The following is an 18,810-nucleotide window of genomic DNA, read 5'->3' as shown; positions in this document are numbered from 1 at the left end:
CGGCATGACGGGCCGTACCGGATGACGAGCAACACCGACGAACCCCGGCCGGGCATGTCCCGGCGCCGGCTCCTGGGATGGACCGGCGCCGGGGCGGCCCTGGCCGGGGTCGGCGCCGTGGCGGGCTACTCCGCCGCGGACACCGACCCGCCGCCCGACCCCTCCGGCGGCGTCGTGCCGTTCCGCGGCGTGCACCAGGCGGGGATCATCACGCCCGCGCAGGACCGGTTGCACTTCGTCGCGCTCGACCTGACCACCGTCGACCGCGCGGCGGTCATCAGCCTGCTGCGGCGCTGGACGACGGCCGCGGAGCGCATGACCGCCGGCGCCGAGGCGGCCCCCGGCGGCGCGGTGAACCGGAACCCGGACGCCCCGCCGAGCGACACCGGCGAGGCGCTCGGCCTGCCGGCGTCCGCGCTGACGATCACCTTCGGGATCGGCGGGAGCCTGCTGGACAAGCTCGGCATCCCGCGCCCGCCGGAGCTCGCCGACCTGCCGCCGTTCCAGCTCGACACCCTCGACCCGGCGCTCTCGGGCGGCGACCTGTGCCTGCAGGCGTGCGCCAACGACCCGCAGGTCGCGGTGCACGCGGTGCGCAACCTCGTGCGCACCGGCTTCGGCACGACGTCGGTGCGCTGGTCGCAGCTGGGCTTCGGTCGGACGTCGTCGACGTCCACCACCCAGCAGACCCACCGCAACCTCTTCGGCTTCAAGGACGGCACCAACAACCTCAAGGCCGAGGACACCGCCGCGCTCGACGAGCAGGTCTGGGTGCCGCCCGCGCAGGGCCCCGCGTGGCTGACGGGCGGCACGTACCTCGTGGCGCGCCGCATCCGGATGTACGTCGAGACCTGGGACCGCACCTCGCTGACCGAGCAGGAGTCGCTCACCGGCCGCACCAAGGGCGAGGGCGCCCCCATCGGCCAGGCCCGCGAGTTCGACATCCCGAACCTGGGCCCCGGCTCCCCGATCCTCGAGGACGCGCACATCCGCCTCGCCTCGGCGCAGAACAACGGCGGCGCCCGCATGCTGCGCCGCGGCTACAACTTCGTCGACGGCAGCGACGGGCTGGGCCACCTGAACGCGGGCCTGTTCTTCCTCGCGTTCATGCAGGACCCCCGGCGCCAGTTCGTGCCGATGCAGAGCCAGCTGGCCCGCAACGACAAGATGATGGAGTACATCCGGCACACCGGGTCGGCGGTGTTCGCGGTCCCGCCGGGGCTGCGCGAGGGCGCCTACTGGGGGCAGTCGCTGCTCGAGGGGTGACGACCGGGTCGGGGGAACCCGTCACCTACCGCCCCGTAATCTCCACGGCGATGAGCGCACCCACCGACCCCTCGCCGGGGTCCCGCGATCGTGCCCCGGGGCCCCGCCGGTCGACGGTGCGCAGTGGTGTGGATGAGGGCGGGACCCCGCCGCCGCCGCGGCGCAGGCTCGCGCTCGTCGGCCGTCTCGGGCTCGTCGTGGTGCTGCTGCTGGCCGTCGTCGCGACGGTGGTCGTCGTGAGCCAGCGCCACCAGTTCGGGCGCCAGGACGCGGGCGCCGAGGAGATCCCGGCCCTCGAGGTCGCGCCGGCCCCCGTGCAGCTCGGCACCGTCGCGCAGCCCGACGCGCTCGCGCCGCCGACGTCACTCGTGCCGGGCGGCGCGCCGTCGCAGGCGCCCGCGGGCGGTGCGCGCACCGTGTCCGGCTGGGCGACCGACATCGCGAGCCGCGTCGACGTCCCCGCCCGCGCCCTGCAGGCGTACGGCCAGGCCGACCTCGCGGTGAAGCAGGAGCAGCCGGACTGCAACCTCTCGTGGGTCACGGTCGCGGGCCTCGCGCGCATCGAGTCCAACCACGGTCGCTACCGGGGCGCCTCGATCGCCGAGAACGGCGACGTCACCCCGCGCGTCATCGGCGTCCCCCTCGACGGCACCGGCGGCAACCGGACCATCGGCGACACCGACGGCGGCGTCCTCGACGGCGACACCGCGCTCGACCGTGCCGTCGGCCCGCTGCAGTTCATCCCGTCGACGTGGGCGAAGTGGCGCTCCGACGGCAACGGCGACGGCGTGGCCGACCCGAACAACATCTTCGACGCCGCCCTCGCCGCGGGGCGCTACCTCTGCGCGGGTGGCCGTGACCTCGCCACCGGTCCCGGCTGGCGCGCCGCGGTGCTGTCGTACAACAACTCCGACGAGTACGGCCGCCGCGTCTACGCCGCCGCCGACTCGTACGCGTCGGCCAGCCAGGCCTAGGGGTCGGCTAGGGGTTGCTGCCGCCCGCCCGGTCGGAGCGGACGGCGATGTTGGCGCTGACCTCGCCCAGGGCCTCCTGGTACTCGGGCCGAGGGTCCATCGCCGCGGCCATGCGCAGCTGGGTGCGCGCCTCGACGAGCCGGCTCTGACGCTGCAGCGTGCGCCCGAGGGCGAAGCGCGCGTAGTGGTCGGCCGGGTCGAGCTCGAGCACGCGCAGGAAGCCCTCCTCGGCGCGCCGGAACTGCGCGGAGGCCAGGTAGGCGCGGGCGGCGAGCAGGTGGACCGAGGCCGCCTCCGGCTCGTCGGAGAGCAGCGGGGCCAGGGCTTTGAGGGCGTCGAGGGGCCGGCGTCGCTCGAGGAGATCCTCGGCGCGGCGGAACGCCTCCACCGCCGAGGGCCCCGGGGTGCCGGAAAGGTCGGCGGGATCGGGCTGGGTGGGGTCGGGGCGGGCGGCGGACATCCCTGCCACCGTAGGCCGCGTCCCGGCGCCGCGCGAGGGACCGATCCGCTCTCGGACGTCCCCGAGCGTGGCGTCTCGGGGAGCCCGGGCACGGCGTCTACGATGCGGGCGACGTGCCGTGCCCCGGGGCGCGGCGAGGCGATCCAGCGTTCGGAGGCACGGTCCGTGGCGGTCATCGAGCAGGTCGGCGCACGAGAGATCCTCGACTCGCGGGGCACACCCACGGTCGAGGTCGAGGTGGCGCTCGACGACGGCACGCTGACCCGCGCCGCGGTGCCCTCCGGGGCGTCCACCGGCGAGCACGAGGCGGTCGAGCTGCGCGACGGCGACGACTCCCGCTACCTGGGCAAGGGCGTCGAGCGCGCCGTCGCCGGGGTGCTCGACGAGATCGGGCCCGGCCTGGTCGGCATCGACGCCGCCGAGCAGCGCGTCGTCGACCAGAAGCTCATCGACCTCGACGGCACCCCGGACAAGTCGCGCCTCGGCGCCAACGCGCTGCTGGGCGTGTCGCTGGCCGTCGCCCGCGCCGCCGCCGAGTCGGCCGAGCTCGACCTCTTCCGCTACGTCGGCGGCCCGAACGCCCACGTGCTGCCGGTGCCGATGATGAACATCCTCAACGGCGGCGCCCACGCCGACTCCGGGGTGGACATCCAGGAGTTCATGATCGCGCCGATCGGCGCCGAGTCGTTCCGCGAGGCCCTGCGCTGGGGCGCGGAGGTCTACCAGGCGCTGAAGAAGGTGCTCAAGGGCAAGGGTCTCTCGACCGGGCTCGGCGACGAGGGCGGCTTCGCGCCGTCGCTGCCGCATAACCGCGAGGCGCTCGACCTCATCGTCTCCGCGATCCGCGAGGCCGGCTACACGCCCGGCCGCGACATCGTGCTCGCCCTGGACGTCGCGGCCAGCGAGTTCTTCTCCGACGGCGTGTACCGCTTCGAGGGCGAGACCCGCAGCGCCGCGCAGATGAGCTCGTACTACGGCGAGCTGCTCGACGCCTACCCGCTGGTCTCGATCGAGGACCCGCTCTCGGAGAACGACTGGGACGGCTGGACCAAGCTCACCGGCGACGTCGGCGACCGCGTCCAGATCGTCGGCGACGACCTGTTCGTCACCAACATCGAGCGCCTCGAGGAGGGCATCGAGCGCCGCGCCGCGAACGCCCTGCTGGTCAAGGTCAACCAGATCGGCACGCTCTCGGAGACCCTCGACGCCGTCGCGCTCGCCCAGCAGTACGGCTACCGCTGCATGATGAGCCACCGCTCCGGCGAGACCGAGGACACCACGATCGCCGACCTCGCGGTGGCCACCAACTGCGGCCAGATCAAGACCGGCGCGACGGCCCGCTCCGAGCGCGTGGCCAAGTACAACCAGCTGCTGCGCATCGAGGAGGCCCTCGGCGACGCCGCGCGCTACGCCGGCGACCTGGCCTTCCCGCGCTTCGACCCGGACGCCTGAGCCGCGTGGCCGCGCCCGACCGCCACGACCGCGCCGCCGACGGCTCCGCCGACCGGAACGCGGGGTCGTCGGGCGGTGCGAGTCCGGGCGGGTCGGGCGGGTCTGCCGGGTCCGGCAGTGGCCGGGGCCGGGGACGCCGCACCGGGCGGGGCGCCGTGCCGTCGGGTACCCGGGGCACGTCGGGTGCCCGGGGCGCCGGGGCCGCGTCGTCCCGCGGGCGCACGCGGGCCCGTCAGGGGCCCCGTCGCGACCCGCAGCGCGTGGTGCGCCGTCGTCACCCGCTGCGTGTCCCCTCCGGCCCCGCGGCCGCCGCCGCACGGGCGCGCCGCGCCGCCGCCGCGACCGGGGGCGCGCTGGGGCTCTCCACCGCCCGCCGGGCCGCCGTGCTCGCCGTCGTGGTGTGCGCGCTGGCCCTGACCGTGGCGGTGCCGCTGCGCAACTACGTCACCCAGCGCCACGAGATCGCCGCCGTCGCGGCCGAGCAGGAGCGCCTGGCGCGCGACGTCGGCACCCTGACCGACGAGCGCTCGGCGCTGCGCGACCCGGCCCACATCGAGGCGCTGGCCCGCGAGCGTCTCGGCTACGCCCGTCCGGGCGAGGTGCCCTACCGCGTCGAGCTGCCCGGCGACGCGAACGCCCCGCGCGACCCACGCGACGCCGGATCGGGAGCCGAGCTGCCCCCTGCCGAGGCCGACCTGCCCTGGTACGCCCGCGTCGCCCGCACGACCCTCGGCACGGCCCCGTGAGCGACGGCCCGCCCACGCAGGACGACGTCGACGCCGTGACCGGGCAGATCGGCCGGCGCCCCCGGGGCCTGCGCCGGGTGGCGCACCGCTGCCCGTGCGGCCTGCCCGACGTCGTCGAGACCGCGCCGCGCCTCGAGGACGGCACCCCGTTCCCGACGCTCTACTACGCGACCTGCCCGCGCCTGACCTCGCGGATCGGCACGCTCGAGGCCGACGGGCTGATGCGGGAGCAGACCGAGCGCCTCGAGACGGACCCCGACTTCGCCGCGCGCTACGCGAAGGCCCACGCGGACTACCTCGCCGAGCGCGACGCGGTCGAGCCGCTGGGCACCGACGTCAGCGCCGGCGGCATGCCGACGCGCGTGAAGTGCCTGCACGTCCACGTCGCCCACACCCTGGCCCGCGGGCCGGGGGTGAACCCGTCCGGCGACGAGGCCCTCGATCGCCTCGACGCGTGGTGGCACGCCGGGCCGTGCGTCGGCGCGCCCGCCGACGACGCGAGCTGATCCGGAACGCCCCCGACGGGCTGACGCCGCGGCGCTCCACCGGGCGACGGACCCGGGGCTGATCCGTCCCGATCTCCGGCACGCACCGTGGCGTGGGGATCCCGGCCGGGTGGACCCGCACCCCGGCCCGGTCACGACCCCGCTCTCCGTTTGATCGACACGCGCGCCGCACAGCAGGATGGTCCTACTGGTTCCCCCGACCGGTGCAGTGCGACGGTGCGGACGGCCCGTCGTACACCGGGTACCGGGCTCGCGCCGGGTCGCCTCACGGCGGCCCCGCGGGCCCACCCGCAGCCCGGCCGCCGGGCGCCCCCTCCCGCCGGGGCGCCCGGCGACCGGACCGGAGGCCGGTCCGTCACGAGATCTCGGGGACCCCGCCCCCCGGCGGAACGGCCTCGTCCTCGCTAGCGTCGACACCCGAGCCCGGGCGAGCGGCCCGGGGGAGCACCACGTGCAGGGGGGCGTCCATGCCACGCGTCGCGGCCGTCGACTGCGGAACGAACTCGATCCGGCTGCTGGTCGCCGACGTGACCGTCCGCGAGGACGGCTCGGCCTGGCTCAAGGACGTGCACCGCGAGATGCGGGTCAACCGGCTCGGCCAGGGCGTGGACGCCACCGGCCGGCTCGCGCCGGAGTCGCTGACGCGGACCCGCGAGGCGCTCGCCGCCTACTCCGAGATGCTGCGCCGCCACGGTGTCGCCGTCGGGCCCGACACCGTGCGCGTCTGCGCCACCTCGGCCACCCGGGACGCCGAGAACCGCGAGGAGTTCTTCGGCGCGGTCCGCGAGATCGTCGGGGTCGACACCGACGTCATCACCGGCGACGAGGAGGCCCGTCTCTCGTTCGCGGGCGCGGTCGCCGACCTCGACCCGGACGAGGGCCCGTTCGTCGTCGCCGACGTCGGGGGCGGGTCCACCGAGATCGTCACCGGCACGTGGGACGCGGTGCGCGCGGACGTCACGGCGGCCCGCTCGACGGACGTGGGCTGCGTGCGGCTGACCGAGAAGTTCCTGCACGACGACCCCCCGACCGCGGAGCAGATCACCGAGGCCGAGGAGTTCACCCGCGCGACGCTGGCGCCCGCGTTCGCCGAGGTGGCCGTCGCCGACGTCCAGACCTGGGTGGCCGTGGCCGGCACCGCCACGACGCTCGCCGCGGTGGGCATGGACCTGCGGACCTACGACGCCGACCGCATCCACCTCTCGCGCCTCGGGCTGGACGACGTCATCGCGACCGCGCGGCGTCTGGAGGCCATGCCCCGCGAGGAGCGCGCGGCGCTGGGCCCGATGCACCCGGGACGGGTCGACGTCATCGGCGGCGGGTCGCTGGTGATGCGGGTGCTCGCCGAGGAGCTCGCCGAGCGCACCGACGTCACCGAGCTCGTGGTCTCCGAGCACGACATCCTCGACGGGATCGCCCGGGCGCTGGCGGCCCGGTGGTGACAGCCCGACCGGCCGATCCGCCGGGCGCTCCCGGCACCGGGGCGCCGGGCGTCCTGCCGCTCGCGGCGCTCGTGCTCGCCCGGCGGGTGCGGGCGCTGGTGGCCGTCACCGTCGTCCACACCACCGTGCTCGCGGTGGCGGCGTGGCTCGCCGGCAACGGGCCCACCCTGCCGAGCGTGGCGGCGCTGGCCGCGCACCTGGCGGTCTCGCTGGCCGCCGCGCTGCCGGTGCGCTGGCAGTTCGCGGGCGACCCGGCCCGCCGCGAGCAGCGGGCGGTGCGCGCGATGACGGTGTCGTTCGTGGTCCTCGCCGTCTACAGCACCGTCGATGCGATCACCGACGCGCTCGCGCCCGCCCGGCCGGGGGAGACGCTGGTCGGCGGCCTGCTCGGCCTCGTCGCCGTGGTCGCGCTGCCGCTGCTGGTCGCCGCCGACGCCCGGGCCTCCCGCGCGCAGGGCGCCGACCGCGATCCCCGCGTCCGGGCCGCCGCGCCCCCGGTGCTGGTCGTCGCGCTGTGCGCGGTGCTGCTCGCGGCGTCCGGCGTCGATCTCCTGGCGGGCACGGTCGTGGCGCCCTCGGTGGCGGCGCCGGCCGTGTCGGCGGTCGTGGCCGTGCTCTCGGCGCGGGAGGCGTGGGGTGCCTGGCACCGTTGACCCCGCGCTCGTGCCCGACCTCCTCGCGCTCGACGCGGCGGTGTCGGGATGTCGGGCCTGTCCGCGGCTCGTGGCGTGGCGGGAGGAGGTCGCGGCGACCAAGCGGGCCGCGTTCCGCGACGAGACGTACTGGGGCCGCCCGGTCCCCGGGTTCGGCGCGGTCGATGCGCGGCTGCTGATCGTGGGTCTCGCCCCCGCGGCCCACGGCGGCAACCGCACCGGGCGCATGTTCACCGGCGACCGCAGCGGCGACGTCCTCTACGCCGCGCTGCACGCCGTCGGTCTGGCCTCCCAGCCGACGTCGGTCGCGATCGGCGACGGCCTCGAGCTCGACGGCGTCCGGATCACCGCGCCCGTGCGCTGCGCCCCGCCCGAGAACAAGCCCACGCCGGACGAGCGCGACCGCTGCCGGCCGTGGCTCGCCCGCGAGCTCGCCCTGCTGCGCGACACCGTGCGCGCGGTCGTCGTGCTCGGCGGGTTCGGGTGGCAGGCGCTGCTCCCCGTGCTGGCCACCCCGGATCCCGCGGGCGGGCACCCGGGCTGGGTGGTGCCGCGTCCCCGGCCGGCCTTCGGGCACGGGGCGCACGTGACGCTCGAGCCGGCCGAGCCCGGCGAGGCGGCCCCGCTCGAGGTGTTCGGGAGCTACCACGTCAGCCAGCAGAACACCTTCACCGGACGGCTCACCCCGGCGATGCTCGAGGACGTCCTGGCCACCGCCGCCCGCGCCGCCGGCCTGGAACCGACCACCCCGGAACGCCCGCGGAGCTAGGCTCGGGCCTGCCGCGACACCAAGCCCTCGTAGCCCAATCGGCAGAGGCAGGCGACTTAAAATCGCCGCAGTGTGGGTTCGAACCCCACCGAGGGCACCACCTGATCGCCGACCGGATCGTCACCCGTCTCCCCGGCTCGTCGCCCGCCCGTCACCGCCGACACCCCGGCCGGTCGACCGCGCGTCACCCGCCCGTCGCAGCGGCAGCGCGGAGAGCGGTCGGCCCGGTGCTGCGGCCCGCGGTGATCGACCGCTCGGGCGCCCGGGACGAACCGCTCGACGCCCACCCCCGGAAAGCTGCTCCGAACGGGCGAGAAGATCGGCGAGACTTCCCCGCAGGGAGGTGAGGCGCCGTGGCTGACCCGGGGGACCTGTCGGGGCGGATCCCCGCGCCGCAGGGCGCGCGTCCGCCGTGGCGCGAGCTCGAGGGGCTGCGGCCGCTGACGCTGCGGGCGTGCCGTCGTCTCATCGTCGTCGCGCCGCACCCGCGTGACGAGATCCGCGCCGCCGGCGGCCTGCTGCGCCGCCTCGCCGCGCGGCACGCGTCGGTCGACGTGCTCGCGCTGACGGACGGTCCCGGTCGCACGTGCACCCCGCCGGAGGGCATCGCGGTCCCCGACCCCGGCGACCTCGGCGGGCATCTCGGCGGGGACCTGGTGGTGCGCCCGGACGACCTCGGCGACCCCGACACCCTGGACATGGTCCTGGCGCGCCTCGAGGGGATCGTGCCGGAGGACGGCGACGGCGAGGAGCCCGCGGGCGACGGCGGCGACCCCGAGGAGATCGCGCTCGCCGACGCGTACCGCGCGCTGGGCGTCGCCGAGGTCCGCCGGCACCGACTCGGGCTCCCCGACGCCGGGCTGTCGGGCTGCGAGGCCGACGTGGTCGGGGCGCTCAGCGAGATCGTCGGCTTCGTCGAGGACCCGCACGGGCTGTGCGTCCTCGCCCCGTGGTCGGGCGACGGCGACGACGACCACGAGGCGGCCGGGCGGGCCGCGGAGATCGTGTGCGCCGCCTACCGCGTGCGGCTCGTGCGGTGGCTGGACCAGGCGTGGAGCTGGGCCGGGCCGGAGTCCGCCGAGGTGCCGTGGCGGCGGGCGCGCCAGCTCGCGCTGTCGGAGACGGTCCAGGCCCGTAAGCTGGCCGCCAGCGCGGCGTTCGGTGGCCGTCCCGGACGCGATCGCGAGCTGCCCGACGGCTCGGCCCCCGGTCCCCGTGAGGTCTTCCTGGTGTGAGCAGGTCCCCCCTCCTCCTCTCGGGTGCTCCGACACCCACCGTGTCCCCCGTGGCGTCACCTGTCCGGACGCACCTGTCCGGGCTCGGACGTCCTCATGGGTGTCATCCGCCGATCGACGTCCGGTGGTGGCCGATAGGCTGCGCCAGGTGACGGGCAGGACGAAGGACGACCACGGTGAGGTGGCGACCGACTACCGCGGGTCGTCCACCGAGATCGGGTCGGACTACGCCGCCCAGGCCCAGCAGGTGCGGGACGCCGTGGTCGACGGGGGAGTCGACGGGGGCGGGGTCCGCGAGCCCGACCTCCCTCAGGTGCTGCACACCGCCCCGGCGGCCGTCGCGCTCATCGACCTGGGCGAGGGGCTCGTCACCTACGCCAACGACTCCGCCGCGGGCCTCACCGGTGGTCGCGCGGCGCTGCCGATCGACGTCGACGCCTGGAGCGAGGCCGCCGGCCTGACCGACCTGTCCGGCCGCCCCATGCGCGACACCGCGTCGCCGCTCTCGCGGGTCGCCCAGGGCATCCCCGTCTCGGGCGAGCCGGTGGCCGTCTCCGACGCGGCGCGCCGCGGCTCCGAGGCGACCGACGAGGAGCGCGAGGAGGCCGAGGGCCGGCTGCTGTGGGTCACCGGCTTCCCGCTCTCGGAGGCGGTGAACGCCGACGAGCGCCGGCTCGCGCTGGTCGTCTTCCTCCAGCTCTCGGGCGCGGGGGCGCAGCGCCACCTCGAGATGGTGCGCGACCGCGCCGTCGTGGCGACCGAGCTGTCGTTCACGATCTCGGACCCGTCGCGCGAGCAGAACCCGCTGGTGTGGGTCAACCCGGCGTTCTCCCGGCTCACGGGCTACGAGCTCGACGAGGTCCTCGGGCGCAACTGCCGCTTCCTGCAGGGCCCGAACACCGACCCGGCCTCGATCTCGCGGATCCGCACCGCGCTGGCCGAGGAGCGCCCGATCACCGAGGTGCTGCTCAACTACCGGCGCGACGGCACGGCGTTCTGGAACCAGGTGTCGATCACCCCGGTGCTCGACGGCCAGGGCCGCGTCGTCAACTTCGTGGGCGTCCAGTCCGACGTCACCGAGCGCGTCATGGTGGAGAACGAGCGCCGTGCCGCGCTCGCCGCCGCGGAGGAGACCCGTGAGCAGCTCCGCCTGCTCACCGAGTCGACGTCGGCGATGTCGGCGAGCCTCGACACCACCGGTGTCGCCGAGGCGCTCGCCCGCATCGTCGTCCCGGCGATGGCCGACTTCTGCTGCGTCGACCTGCTCGAGGAGGCCGACGGCAACTCGTCGGTGCGCCGCGCTGCGGTCAACCACCGCGACGAGTCGAAGGTCGACGACGTCCGCGGGCTCGGCCGGTGGATCAGCCCCACCGAGGACGGGCGCGACCCCGTCGGGCAGGCGCTCGGCAGCGGTACGCCCTCGTTGCTGCCCGAGCTCCCGGTCCGCCCCGCGGGCATCGCCGAGCAGCCCGAACTGCTCGGCCGGTACGAGGCGCTGCGGCCCCGCTCGGCCGTCGTCGTCCCGCTGCGGGCCCGCGGGCAGGTGCTCGGTGCGCTGACCCTCGGCACGGAGCTGCCCTACGGCCGGCGCTACTCCCAGCGCGACCTCTACCTCGCCGCCGACCTCGCGGCGCGCGCCGGCCTCGCGGTCGACAACGCCCGGCTCTACGCCCGCGAGCACGCCGCGGCGGAGACCCTGCAGCGCAGCCTGCTGCCCGCGGTGCCGCCGATGACGGGCATGACGGTGGCCTCGCGCTACCTCGCGGCCACGGACGGGGCCCAGGTCGGCGGCGACTGGTACGACATGCTCCCGCTGCCCGACGGCGCGGTCGGCCTCGCGGTCGGCGACGTCGTCGGCCACGACCTGCGGGCCGCGGCGGCGATGGGCGAGCTGCGCGGGGTGCTGCGCTCCTACGCGTGGGAGGGCCTCGGCCCGGCCGAGGTCGTCGACCGCTGCAACGACGTCATCAAGGGCCTCGGCATGGCGGCGATGGCCACGGCGGTCTACGCCCGGCTCGAGCGCGGGGACGGCGGCGGCTGGACGATGCGCTACGCCAACGCCGGGCACCCGCCGCCGCTGCTGCGGCGGGCCGACGGCCGGGTCGAGCTGCTCACCGGCAACCTGTCGCCGATGATCGGCGCGACGCGGGAGGTCCCGCGCGAGGAGACGGTGGTGGCCTGCGGGGCGGGGGACGTGTTCCTCCTGCACACCGACGGGCTCATCGAGGCGCCCGGCACCGACCCGGACGAGCGCACCCAGCTGATCGCCGACACCCTCGGCGCCCAGCCGACCGACATCCCGGTCGAGGAGCTCTGCGACCGCCTGCTCGGCGTGCTCGGGGTCGACGGGCTGCGCGACGACGCGGTCCTGCTCGCCATCCGCATCGACGCCGCGGACGGGCCCGCCGCGGCCTGACGGGCTGCCGAACACCCGAGCAACCGAACTCTCGAGCACCCGGACGCACGACGGCCCGGCGCCGTCGTACGACGGGCCGGGCCGCGGTGTGCGTCGGGGGAGTCCGCGTCAGGGGCGCGGGGGCTCCTCGCCGGGCGGGGGCGGCGGCGGGCCCTGCCCCTCCGGCGGGGGCGGCTGCTCCTGGCCGCCGTGCAGGTAGTCCTTGGCCTTGTCGCCGAACTGGTCGACCTGCTGCTCGTGGCCGAACTTCTGGCCGACGGCGTCGGTACCCTTGTCGACGTAGCCGTCGGCCTTGTCCGGGTTCTTCCCGGCCCAGTCCTTGGCCTTGTCCGCCATCTTGCCGAGATCCATCCCGACACCCCTTCCTGCCGACTGCGGGGCTTCGGCCCGAGGGTGCCCCGCCCTCGCAGCATGACACCTCCCGCGGGGGCTCATACCTCCGAACGGGGACCTAGACTGGGAGCCGCCCCCCATCTCGGGCGGAAGCGGACACGGGGCGTGGTGACCGAATCCGGTAAAGTTCCTTTTACCGACGCGGGAACCGAAGCCCGCATCCCATCGTTGGACCAGGTGGACGAGAGTCCGCGGTCGAACCGGCCGGCGGCATCCCGCCGTCGGAGCCGGCTTCGCGTAGGAGGAGGACGAGAGGTGCGCACCAGCAGCAACCCGGCGTTCCGCAACCTGCCCACCTCACCGGGTGGGTATGCGCGGTTCGGCGCCGCCCCGGCCGGCATGGCCGGCGCGGGTGGCATGTTCGGCGGAGGTACGGGCGGGAGCCCGATGCCGACGGCGGGGGCTCAGGACCGCCCGCTGACCGTCGACGACGTCGTTCAGAAGACGGCGCTCAACGCCGTCCTCGCCATCGCCGTCGGTATCGCGAGCGCCGTGGTCGGCCTCGGGTTCATCGGCATCATCGGTGGACTCGTCGTCGGACTCGTCCTCGCTCTGATCATCATCTTCAAGCAGAGCACCAACAAGGCGCTCGTGCTGGGCTACTCCATCGCGGAGGGCGTGGCGCTCGGATCGCTGACCGGGCTCCTCGAGAGTGCCAGCAGCCAGTACGCCGGCATCGGCTTCCAGGCGATCCTCGGTGTGCTCGGTGTCTTCATCGGGATGCTGGTCGTCTACAAGACCGGCGCCATCCGGGTGACGCCCCGCCTGACGAAGATGGTCATCGGCGCCGCCATCGGCGTCCTGATCCTCATGGTCGCGAACCTGCTGATCAGCTTCTTCGTCGACGGCGGCCTGGGCCTGCGCTCGGGCGGTCCGCTGGCGATCATCTTCAGCCTGGTCTGCATCGGCATCGGCGCGTTCATGCTGCTGCTCGACTTCGACCAGGCCGACCAGGCGGTCAAGGCCGGCGTCCCCGCGCGGTTCGCGTGGTACCTCGCCTTCGGCTTCATGACCACGCTGGTCTGGCTCTACATCGAGATCCTGCAGCTGCTCAGCTACTTCCGGCAGTAGCGCGCGGCACCGACGACGACGGCCCCTCCCGGAACCCTCCGGGAGGGGCCGTCGTACGTCCGGGGCCGGTTGGCGCGCCCGGCGGCAGCGGCCCGGCGTGGTGAGGGGGGAGCGAGGGACGCCTTGGCTGTGCTGTGAGCAGCGAGGGACGCCCTGGGTGCGTGGGTGGCGCGGGTGGCGGTGCCGAGCGAGGGACGCCTTGGCTGCGCTGTGAGCAGCGAGGGACGCCCTGGGTGCGTGGACAAGCTGGGGATCAGGCGGCGCGCTGCGCCCGGACCGCCGGGCGGGGACGTCGAGAGGCGGCGGCATAGGCAGCGAGGAGATCTCGGCGGACCTGCGCCCGCTCCTCGTGGAGCTGGCGCGGCGTGTGCGCCACGACGTGCACGTCCTGGCCGGTCATGCGGGCCTGGCGTCGCATCGTGTCGCCGAAGGCGTCCGGGTCGGCGTGGTGGCGGAACGAATGGATTTCCCAGGCGAGTCCGACGTCGTCGAGCCACCCGTCCGGTTCGGCGAGGAAGGTCCCGTCCTCGAGGACGAGTCGCGGGTTCCACATCATCGGGGGCAGTTCCGCGATCGAGGCTGCGAGCGATCGGGCCCGCGCCTCGGGCACGGAGCGCACGCCGTCCTCGATCTCGGCGAGGACGGGTCGCACCCGGGCCGTTCCTCGGCCGCAGCCCGATTCCAGTTCCGCACGGAGGGCTCGCGCCGTCGTGAACCTGCGCTGGACCGCCTCGGCGAGGAGCGCGCGTCGATCGTCGACCGTCGTCATGCGGCACGCCGCCTCGACGACGGCCCGCGTGACGGGGGCGACCGGGAGCCCGTGGATCTCCGTCGGCGGCGGGAGTCGGTGGGTGCGCACCACCGTGATCGGGGGTCGAGACACCCGATGGCGACCGTGCTCCACGAGCACCAGCGCGGTACCCATCGGATCCTTCGGGACGCGCTCGAGGCCGTGCAGACGCGCGGCCGCCGCACCCGAGAGCACGGCGCCCCGTCCCGCGTACAGGACCGCGCCGGCGAGGTGCTGCTCGGTCGTTCGCGGCGTCCCCGCCAGGGAGATGACGCCGTAGGCGCTCCGATCCCAGACTCCGGCCTCGACCCGGCGCGCGATCGTGCTCGAGAGCACGCCGAACTCCAGGAGGTCGGCATGCCGGATCTGGTCGTGCAGGGCGGCCTGGCGGACGGCGACCCAGTCGATGGTGCGACGGCTGCTCACACGGGTTTCGACGGAGCCGGGGTCTCGGAGGTTCCATCGACCGTGACGGCGGTCGGCGGCCGGCGAGCGAGGGTCACCCTGACTGCCTCCCACGCAGTCGAGGTGACCCTCGATCCACGAGCTCGCGTCACCGGTGGGCCCGTGGACGGCGAGCGAGGGACGCCCTCGCTGCGTCCGACGCAGTCGAGGTGACCCTCGCTCCGACACCCACCGCACGCCCACCGCACGCCGCGCCGCACCCGCCGCGGCGCGCCGCGAGCTCAGCTCAGGCGCTCGAGCACCATCGCCATGCCCTGCCCGCCGCCGACGCACATGGTCTCGAGGCCGAGGCTCGCGTCGCGGGTGCGCAGGCCGTTGATCAGCGTCGTGGCGATGCGCGCGCCGGTCATGCCGAAGGGGTGCCCGACGGCGATCGAGCCGCCGTGCACGTTGAGCTTCTCCTCGATGTCGTCGTCGGACATCCCCAGACCACGCGCCGACGGGAGGACCTGGGCGGCGAAGGCCTCGTTGATCTCGACGAGGTCGACGTCGGCGATCCCGAGCCCGGCCCGGGCCAGCGCCCGCGCCGACGCCTCGATCGGACCGAGGCCCATGATCTCGGGCGAGAGCGCGCTGACGGCGGTGGAGACGATGCGCGCGAGCGGGGTGATGCCCAGGGACTCGGCGCGCTCCGCGGACATCACCACGAGCGCGGCGGCGCCGTCGTTGAGCGGGCAGGCGTTGCCGGCGGTGATGCGCCCGTCCGGACGGAAGACCGGCTTGAGGTCGGCGAGCGCCTCGTAGGTGGTGCTCGGCCGGGGGCTGTCGTCGTGCTCCATCACCGAGCCGTCGGGCAGCGTCACCGGACTGATCTCGCGCGCCCAGAAGCCGTTCTCCTGACCGGCGCCCGCCCGCTGCTGCGAGCGCGCGGCGAAGCGGTCCATCTCCTCGCGCGTCACGCCCTCGGCCAGCGCCACGTTCTCGGCGGTCTGCCCCATCGCGATGTACGCGTCGGGGAGCAGGCCGTCGGCGCGCGGGTCGTGCCACTCGGTCGCCCCGGCGGCGGCCACCTCGGCCGTGCGCGCCTCGGCGTCGGCGAACAGCGGGTTGTGCGTGCCGGGCAGGTTGTCGGAGCTGCCCTTGTCGAACCGCGAGACGGTCTCGACCCCGGCGGCGAGGAAGACGTCGCCCTCGCCGGCGCGGATGGCGTGCGCGGCCATCCGGGCGGTCTGCACCGACGACGAGCAGTACCGCGTGATCGTCGCGCCCGGCAGGGTGTCCATCCCGAGCTGGACGGCGACGATGCGGGCGAGGTTGTGGCCCTGCTCGCCACCGGGCAGTCCGCAGCCGAGCAGGAGGTCCTCGACCTCGGTCGGGTCGAGCGCGGGCACGGCGTCGAGCGCGGCGCGCACCACCTGCGCGGTGAGGTCGTCGGGGCGCATCCCGGCCAGCGAGCCCTTGCGGGCGCGGCCGATCGGCGAGCGGACGGCGGACACGATGACGGCCTCGCGGCCTGGGGCGACCATGGCGCCGACCCTACGGCCGCGCGCCAGGGCGGGTCCCGTCGTCGCCTCCCGGCGGGGTGATCCCTCGCACGTCCGAGGGGGTGGGCGGCGCTCCGGGCGGCAAAGCCGGAGGATGGGTGTCATGCGCTACGCGGAGCACGTCGCGGACCTCATCGGCCACACGCCGCTGGTGCGTCTCAACCACGTCGTCCCGACGGGGCCCGACGCGCCCCTGGTGCTCGCGAAGGTCGAGTACTTCAACCCCGGCGGCAGCGTGAAGGACCGCATCGCCGAGAAGATGATCGACGCCGCCGAGGCCTCGGGCGAGCTGAAGCCCGGCGGCACCATCGTCGAGCCGACCTCGGGCAACACCGGCATCGGCCTGGCGATCATCGCCCAGCAGCGGGGCTACCACTGCATCTTCGTCGTGCCCGACAAGGTGAGCGTGGCGAAGCAGGACGCGCTGCGCGCCTACGGCGCCGAGGTCGTCGTGTGCCCGGCCGCCGTCGAGCCCGAGAGCCCGGAGTCGTACTACTCGGTGTCCGACCGGCTCGCCCGCGACACCGACGGCGGCTGGAAGCCCAACCAGTACGCCAACCTCGCCAACCCGGCCTCGCACGTCGAGTCGACCGGCCCGGAGATCTGGGACCAGACCGACGGCCGCATCACGCACTTCGTCGCCGGCGTCGGCACCGGGGGCACGATCTCGGGCACCGGCCACTACCTCAAGGACGTCTCCGACGGGCGGGTGCGCATCGTCGGCGCCGACCCCGTCGGCTCGGTGTACTCCGGCGGCGACGGGCGGCCCTACCTCGTCGAGGGCGTCGGCGAGGACTTCTGGCCGACGACGTACGACCGCGGGGTCCCCGACGAGATCGTCGCGGTGCCGGACGCCGACTCCTTCCACATGACGCGGCGGCTGGCCCGCGAGGAGGCGCTGCTGGTCGGCGGCTCGTGCGGGATGGCCGTGTGCGCGGCGGCGAAGGTCGCCGCCGAGGCCGGCCCCGACGACGTCATCGTCGTGCTCCTGCCCGACGGCGGCCGCGGCTACCTCTCGACGGTGTTCAACGACGGCTGGATGTCCTCCTACGGGTTCCTCACCCCCGACACCACCGAGTGGACGGTCGGCGACGTGCTGCGGCGCAAGGACGGCTCGATCCCCGACCTCGTGCACGGTCACCCCAACGAGACCGTCGCCGACGCCGTGTCGATCATGCGGGAGTTCGGGGTCTCGCAGATGCCGATCGTCAAGGCCGAGCCGCCGGTGATGGCGGCCGAGGTGCGCGGCGCGGTGACCGTGCGCGACCTGCTCGACAAGCTGTTCAACGACGGGGCCTCGCTCACCGACCCGGTCGAGGACCACCTCTCGAAGTCCCTGCCGAGCCTGGGCAGCACCGAGCCGCTGTCGAAGGCGGTGGAGGCGTTGCGCGGCGGCGACGGGGCCCTGGTGCTCGTCGACGGGCGGCCCGCCGGCATCGTCACCCGCGCCGACATCCTGGCGTTCCTCGCCACGGGCAGCCGTTACGACATGGGTGGGCCGGCGTGAACCCGGGATGCCTAGGGTGGACGAGGTGAACGGTTTCTCGACCCGCGCCCTGCACGACGGCCAGGAGCCCGACCCGACCACGGGCTCGGTCGTCGTCCCCATCTTCGCGACGTCCACCTTCGCCCAGGACGGCGTCGGTGGCCTGCGCTCGGGCTACGAGTACGCGCGCACCGGCAACCCCACGCGCACCGCGCTGGAGACGACGCTGGCCTCGCTCGAGGGCGGCCGGCACGCCCGGGCGTTCGCGTCGGGCATGGCGGCCGAGGACGCGCTGCTGCGCGGCGTGCTGCGCCCCGGCGACCACGTGCTGATGCCGCTGGACGCCTACGGCGGCACCTACCGGCTGATCTCGACGGTCTACTGCGACTGGGGCGTCGAGTACACCGCGGTCGACACCGCCGACGTCGAGGCCGTGCGCGCGGCGATCCGGCCGAACACCAAGATCCTCTGGTGTGAGACGCCGACCAACCCGCTGCTCGGCATCGCCGATATCGCGGCGCTCGGTGCCCTGGCCCGCGAGCACGACCTGATGCTGGTCGTCGACAACACCTTCGCCTCGCCGTACCTGCAGACCCCGCTCGCGCTCGGTGCGCACGCGGTCGTGCACTCGACGACGAAGTACCTCGGCGGCCACTCCGACGTCGTCGGCGGCGCGCTCGTCACCGACGACACCGAGCTCGACGCGACGCTCGGGCGCATGCAGAACGGCATGGGCGCCGTGCCCGGGCCGTTCGACTGCTTCCTCACCCAGCGCGGCCTCAAGACCCTCGCCGTGCGCATGGAGCGCCACAGCGACAACGCCGAGCGCGTCGCCGACGTCCTCGCCGCCCACCCGGCGGTCGTCTCGGTGCTCTACCCGGGCCGCGCCGACCACCCGGGGCACGAGGTGGCCGCGAAGCAGATGCGCCGCTTCGGCGGGATGATCTCGGCCCGTATCGCCGGCGGCGAGCAGGCCGCGCGCGACTTCTGCGCCGCGACCCGGGTGTTCACGCTGGCGGAGTCCCTGGGCGGCGTCGAGTCGCTCGTCGAGCACCCCGGCGCGATGACCCACGCCTCGGCGGCGGGCTCGCTGCTCGAGGTGCCCGCCGACCTCGTGCGCCTGTCGGTCGGGCTGGAGGACGCCGACGACCTCGTCGACGACGTCCGCCAGGCGCTCGACTCGCTGTCGTAGGCACCGTCCT

Annotated in this window: 17 protein-coding genes and 1 tRNA gene; 14 read left to right on the top strand and 4 right to left on the bottom strand. The window is 75.0% G+C overall.

What is annotated here, in order from left to right; genetic code table 11:
- Nucleotides 1-21: 21 nt before the first annotated feature.
- The gene (gene efeB, locus PH191_RS07440) at nt 22-1,266 is read left to right on the top strand and encodes an iron uptake transporter deferrochelatase/peroxidase subunit (protein WP_274193982.1); all 1,245 of its coding nucleotides are present in this window, start codon (nt 22-24) and stop codon (nt 1,264-1,266) included.
- Nucleotides 1,267-1,316: 50 nt separating this feature from the next.
- Nucleotides 1,317-2,240 (top strand): lytic transglycosylase domain-containing protein, encoded by a 924-nt coding sequence (locus tag PH191_RS07435; RefSeq protein ID WP_274193981.1) that lies wholly within the window; start codon nt 1,317-1,319, stop codon nt 2,238-2,240.
- A gap of 7 nt (nt 2,241-2,247) precedes the next feature.
- On the opposite strand, the gene PH191_RS07430 is transcribed toward PH191_RS07435, so the two are convergent.
- A complete protein-coding gene (locus PH191_RS07430; RefSeq protein WP_274193980.1) occupies nt 2,248-2,700 on the bottom strand; it encodes a tetratricopeptide repeat protein in 453 nt (150 codons plus the stop codon).
- 165 nt (nt 2,701-2,865) lie between these two features.
- Between PH191_RS07430 and eno the strand changes: the two genes are divergently transcribed.
- The 9 genes from eno to PH191_RS07385 all read left to right on the top strand — a co-directional run bounded on the left by eno (nt 2,866) and on the right by PH191_RS07385 (nt 11,919).
- Nucleotides 2,866-4,152, top strand: coding sequence for a phosphopyruvate hydratase (gene eno / locus PH191_RS07425; protein ID WP_274193979.1), 1,287 nt, complete (start codon nt 2,866-2,868; stop codon nt 4,150-4,152).
- A gap of 5 nt (nt 4,153-4,157) precedes the next feature.
- Complete coding sequence (locus tag PH191_RS07420) at nt 4,158-4,898, top strand: FtsB family cell division protein (protein WP_274193978.1); 741 nt, start codon at nt 4,158-4,160, stop codon at nt 4,896-4,898.
- Entirely contained in the window at nt 4,895-5,404 is a 510-nt protein-coding gene (locus PH191_RS07415) for a DUF501 domain-containing protein (protein ID WP_274193977.1), read from the top strand. The genes PH191_RS07420 and PH191_RS07415 overlap by 4 nt, the downstream gene beginning before the upstream one ends.
- A gap of 467 nt (nt 5,405-5,871) precedes the next feature.
- Entirely contained in the window at nt 5,872-6,846 is a 975-nt protein-coding gene (locus PH191_RS07410; RefSeq protein ID WP_274193976.1) for a Ppx/GppA phosphatase family protein, read from the top strand.
- Nucleotides 6,843-7,499, top strand: coding sequence for a hypothetical protein (locus PH191_RS07405; RefSeq protein ID WP_274193975.1), 657 nt, complete (start codon nt 6,843-6,845; stop codon nt 7,497-7,499). Before PH191_RS07410 ends, PH191_RS07405 begins: the two co-directional genes overlap by 4 nt.
- Nucleotides 7,483-8,268, top strand: coding sequence for a uracil-DNA glycosylase (locus PH191_RS07400; protein ID WP_274193974.1), 786 nt, complete (start codon nt 7,483-7,485; stop codon nt 8,266-8,268). Before PH191_RS07405 ends, PH191_RS07400 begins: the two co-directional genes overlap by 17 nt.
- A 23-nt stretch (nt 8,269-8,291) precedes the next feature.
- Nucleotides 8,292-8,368: transfer RNA gene (locus tag PH191_RS07395), tRNA-Leu, on the top strand.
- A gap of 253 nt (nt 8,369-8,621) precedes the next feature.
- Nucleotides 8,622-9,503: a PIG-L deacetylase family protein gene (locus PH191_RS07390; protein WP_274193973.1), complete on the top strand. Its 882-nt coding sequence runs from the start codon at nt 8,622-8,624 to the stop codon at nt 9,501-9,503.
- Between the two features lie 148 nt (nt 9,504-9,651).
- Nucleotides 9,652-11,919: a SpoIIE family protein phosphatase gene (locus tag PH191_RS07385; RefSeq protein WP_274193972.1), complete on the top strand. Its 2,268-nt coding sequence runs from the start codon at nt 9,652-9,654 to the stop codon at nt 11,917-11,919.
- A gap of 108 nt (nt 11,920-12,027) precedes the next feature.
- Here PH191_RS07385 and PH191_RS07380 read toward each other — a convergent pair whose 3' ends face one another.
- A complete protein-coding gene (locus tag PH191_RS07380; protein WP_274193971.1) occupies nt 12,028-12,270 on the bottom strand; it encodes an antitoxin in 243 nt (80 codons plus the stop codon).
- A 297-nt stretch (nt 12,271-12,567) separates the two neighbouring features.
- Between PH191_RS07380 and PH191_RS07375 the strand changes: the two genes are divergently transcribed.
- Nucleotides 12,568-13,383, top strand: a complete 816-nt coding sequence (locus PH191_RS07375) for a Bax inhibitor-1/YccA family protein (RefSeq protein ID WP_274193970.1) — start codon at nt 12,568-12,570, stop codon at nt 13,381-13,383.
- Between the two features lie 253 nt (nt 13,384-13,636).
- On the opposite strand, the gene PH191_RS07370 is transcribed toward PH191_RS07375, so the two are convergent.
- Together PH191_RS07370 and PH191_RS07365 are read right to left on the bottom strand one after the other, a co-directional pair.
- A complete protein-coding gene (locus PH191_RS07370; RefSeq protein WP_274193969.1) occupies nt 13,637-14,599 on the bottom strand; it encodes a hypothetical protein in 963 nt (320 codons plus the stop codon).
- A gap of 260 nt (nt 14,600-14,859) precedes the next feature.
- Nucleotides 14,860-16,104 (bottom strand): acetyl-CoA C-acetyltransferase, encoded by a 1,245-nt coding sequence (locus PH191_RS07365; protein ID WP_274193968.1) that lies wholly within the window; start codon nt 16,102-16,104, stop codon nt 14,860-14,862.
- 121 nt (nt 16,105-16,225) lie between these two features.
- Here PH191_RS07365 and PH191_RS07360 point away from each other — a divergent pair, with 121 nt between their 5' ends.
- Nucleotides 16,226-17,629 carry a cystathionine beta-synthase gene (locus tag PH191_RS07360; protein ID WP_274193967.1) on the top strand — a complete coding sequence of 468 codons (1,404 nt, stop codon included), beginning with the start codon at nt 16,226-16,228 and terminating at the stop codon, nt 17,627-17,629.
- Nucleotides 17,630-17,654: 25 nt separating this feature from the next.
- Nucleotides 17,655-18,800 carry a cystathionine gamma-synthase gene (locus PH191_RS07355; RefSeq protein WP_420791765.1) on the top strand — a complete coding sequence of 382 codons (1,146 nt, stop codon included), beginning with the start codon at nt 17,655-17,657 and terminating at the stop codon, nt 18,798-18,800.
- Nucleotides 18,801-18,810 lie beyond the last annotated feature (10 nt).

This window comes from Actinomycetospora callitridis (assembly GCF_028737265.1).
In the GTDB taxonomy this organism is placed as follows: domain Bacteria; phylum Actinomycetota; class Actinomycetes; order Mycobacteriales; family Pseudonocardiaceae; genus Actinomycetospora; species Actinomycetospora callitridis.
This window is presented reverse-complemented; position numbering and strand designations above follow the sequence as displayed.

Bases quoted from the DNA above. Each gene is read 5' to 3' on its own strand.
- efeB (WP_274193982.1), top strand. From the start codon at position 22: ATGACGAGCAACACCGACGAACCCCGGCCGGGCATGTCCCGGCGCCGG.
- PH191_RS07435 (WP_274193981.1), top strand. From the start codon at position 1,317: ATGAGCGCACCCACCGACCCCTCGCCGGGGTCCCGCGATCGTGCCCCG.
- PH191_RS07430 (WP_274193980.1), bottom strand. From the start codon at position 2,700: ATGTCCGCCGCCCGCCCCGACCCCACCCAGCCCGATCCCGCCGACCTT.
- PH191_RS07410 (WP_274193976.1), top strand. From the start codon at position 5,872: ATGCCACGCGTCGCGGCCGTCGACTGCGGAACGAACTCGATCCGGCTG.
- PH191_RS07380 (WP_274193971.1), bottom strand. From the start codon at position 12,270: ATGGATCTCGGCAAGATGGCGGACAAGGCCAAGGACTGGGCCGGGAAG.
- PH191_RS07365 (WP_274193968.1), bottom strand. From the start codon at position 16,104: ATGGTCGCCCCAGGCCGCGAGGCCGTCATCGTGTCCGCCGTCCGCTCG.
- PH191_RS07360 (WP_274193967.1), top strand. From the start codon at position 16,226: ATGCGCTACGCGGAGCACGTCGCGGACCTCATCGGCCACACGCCGCTG.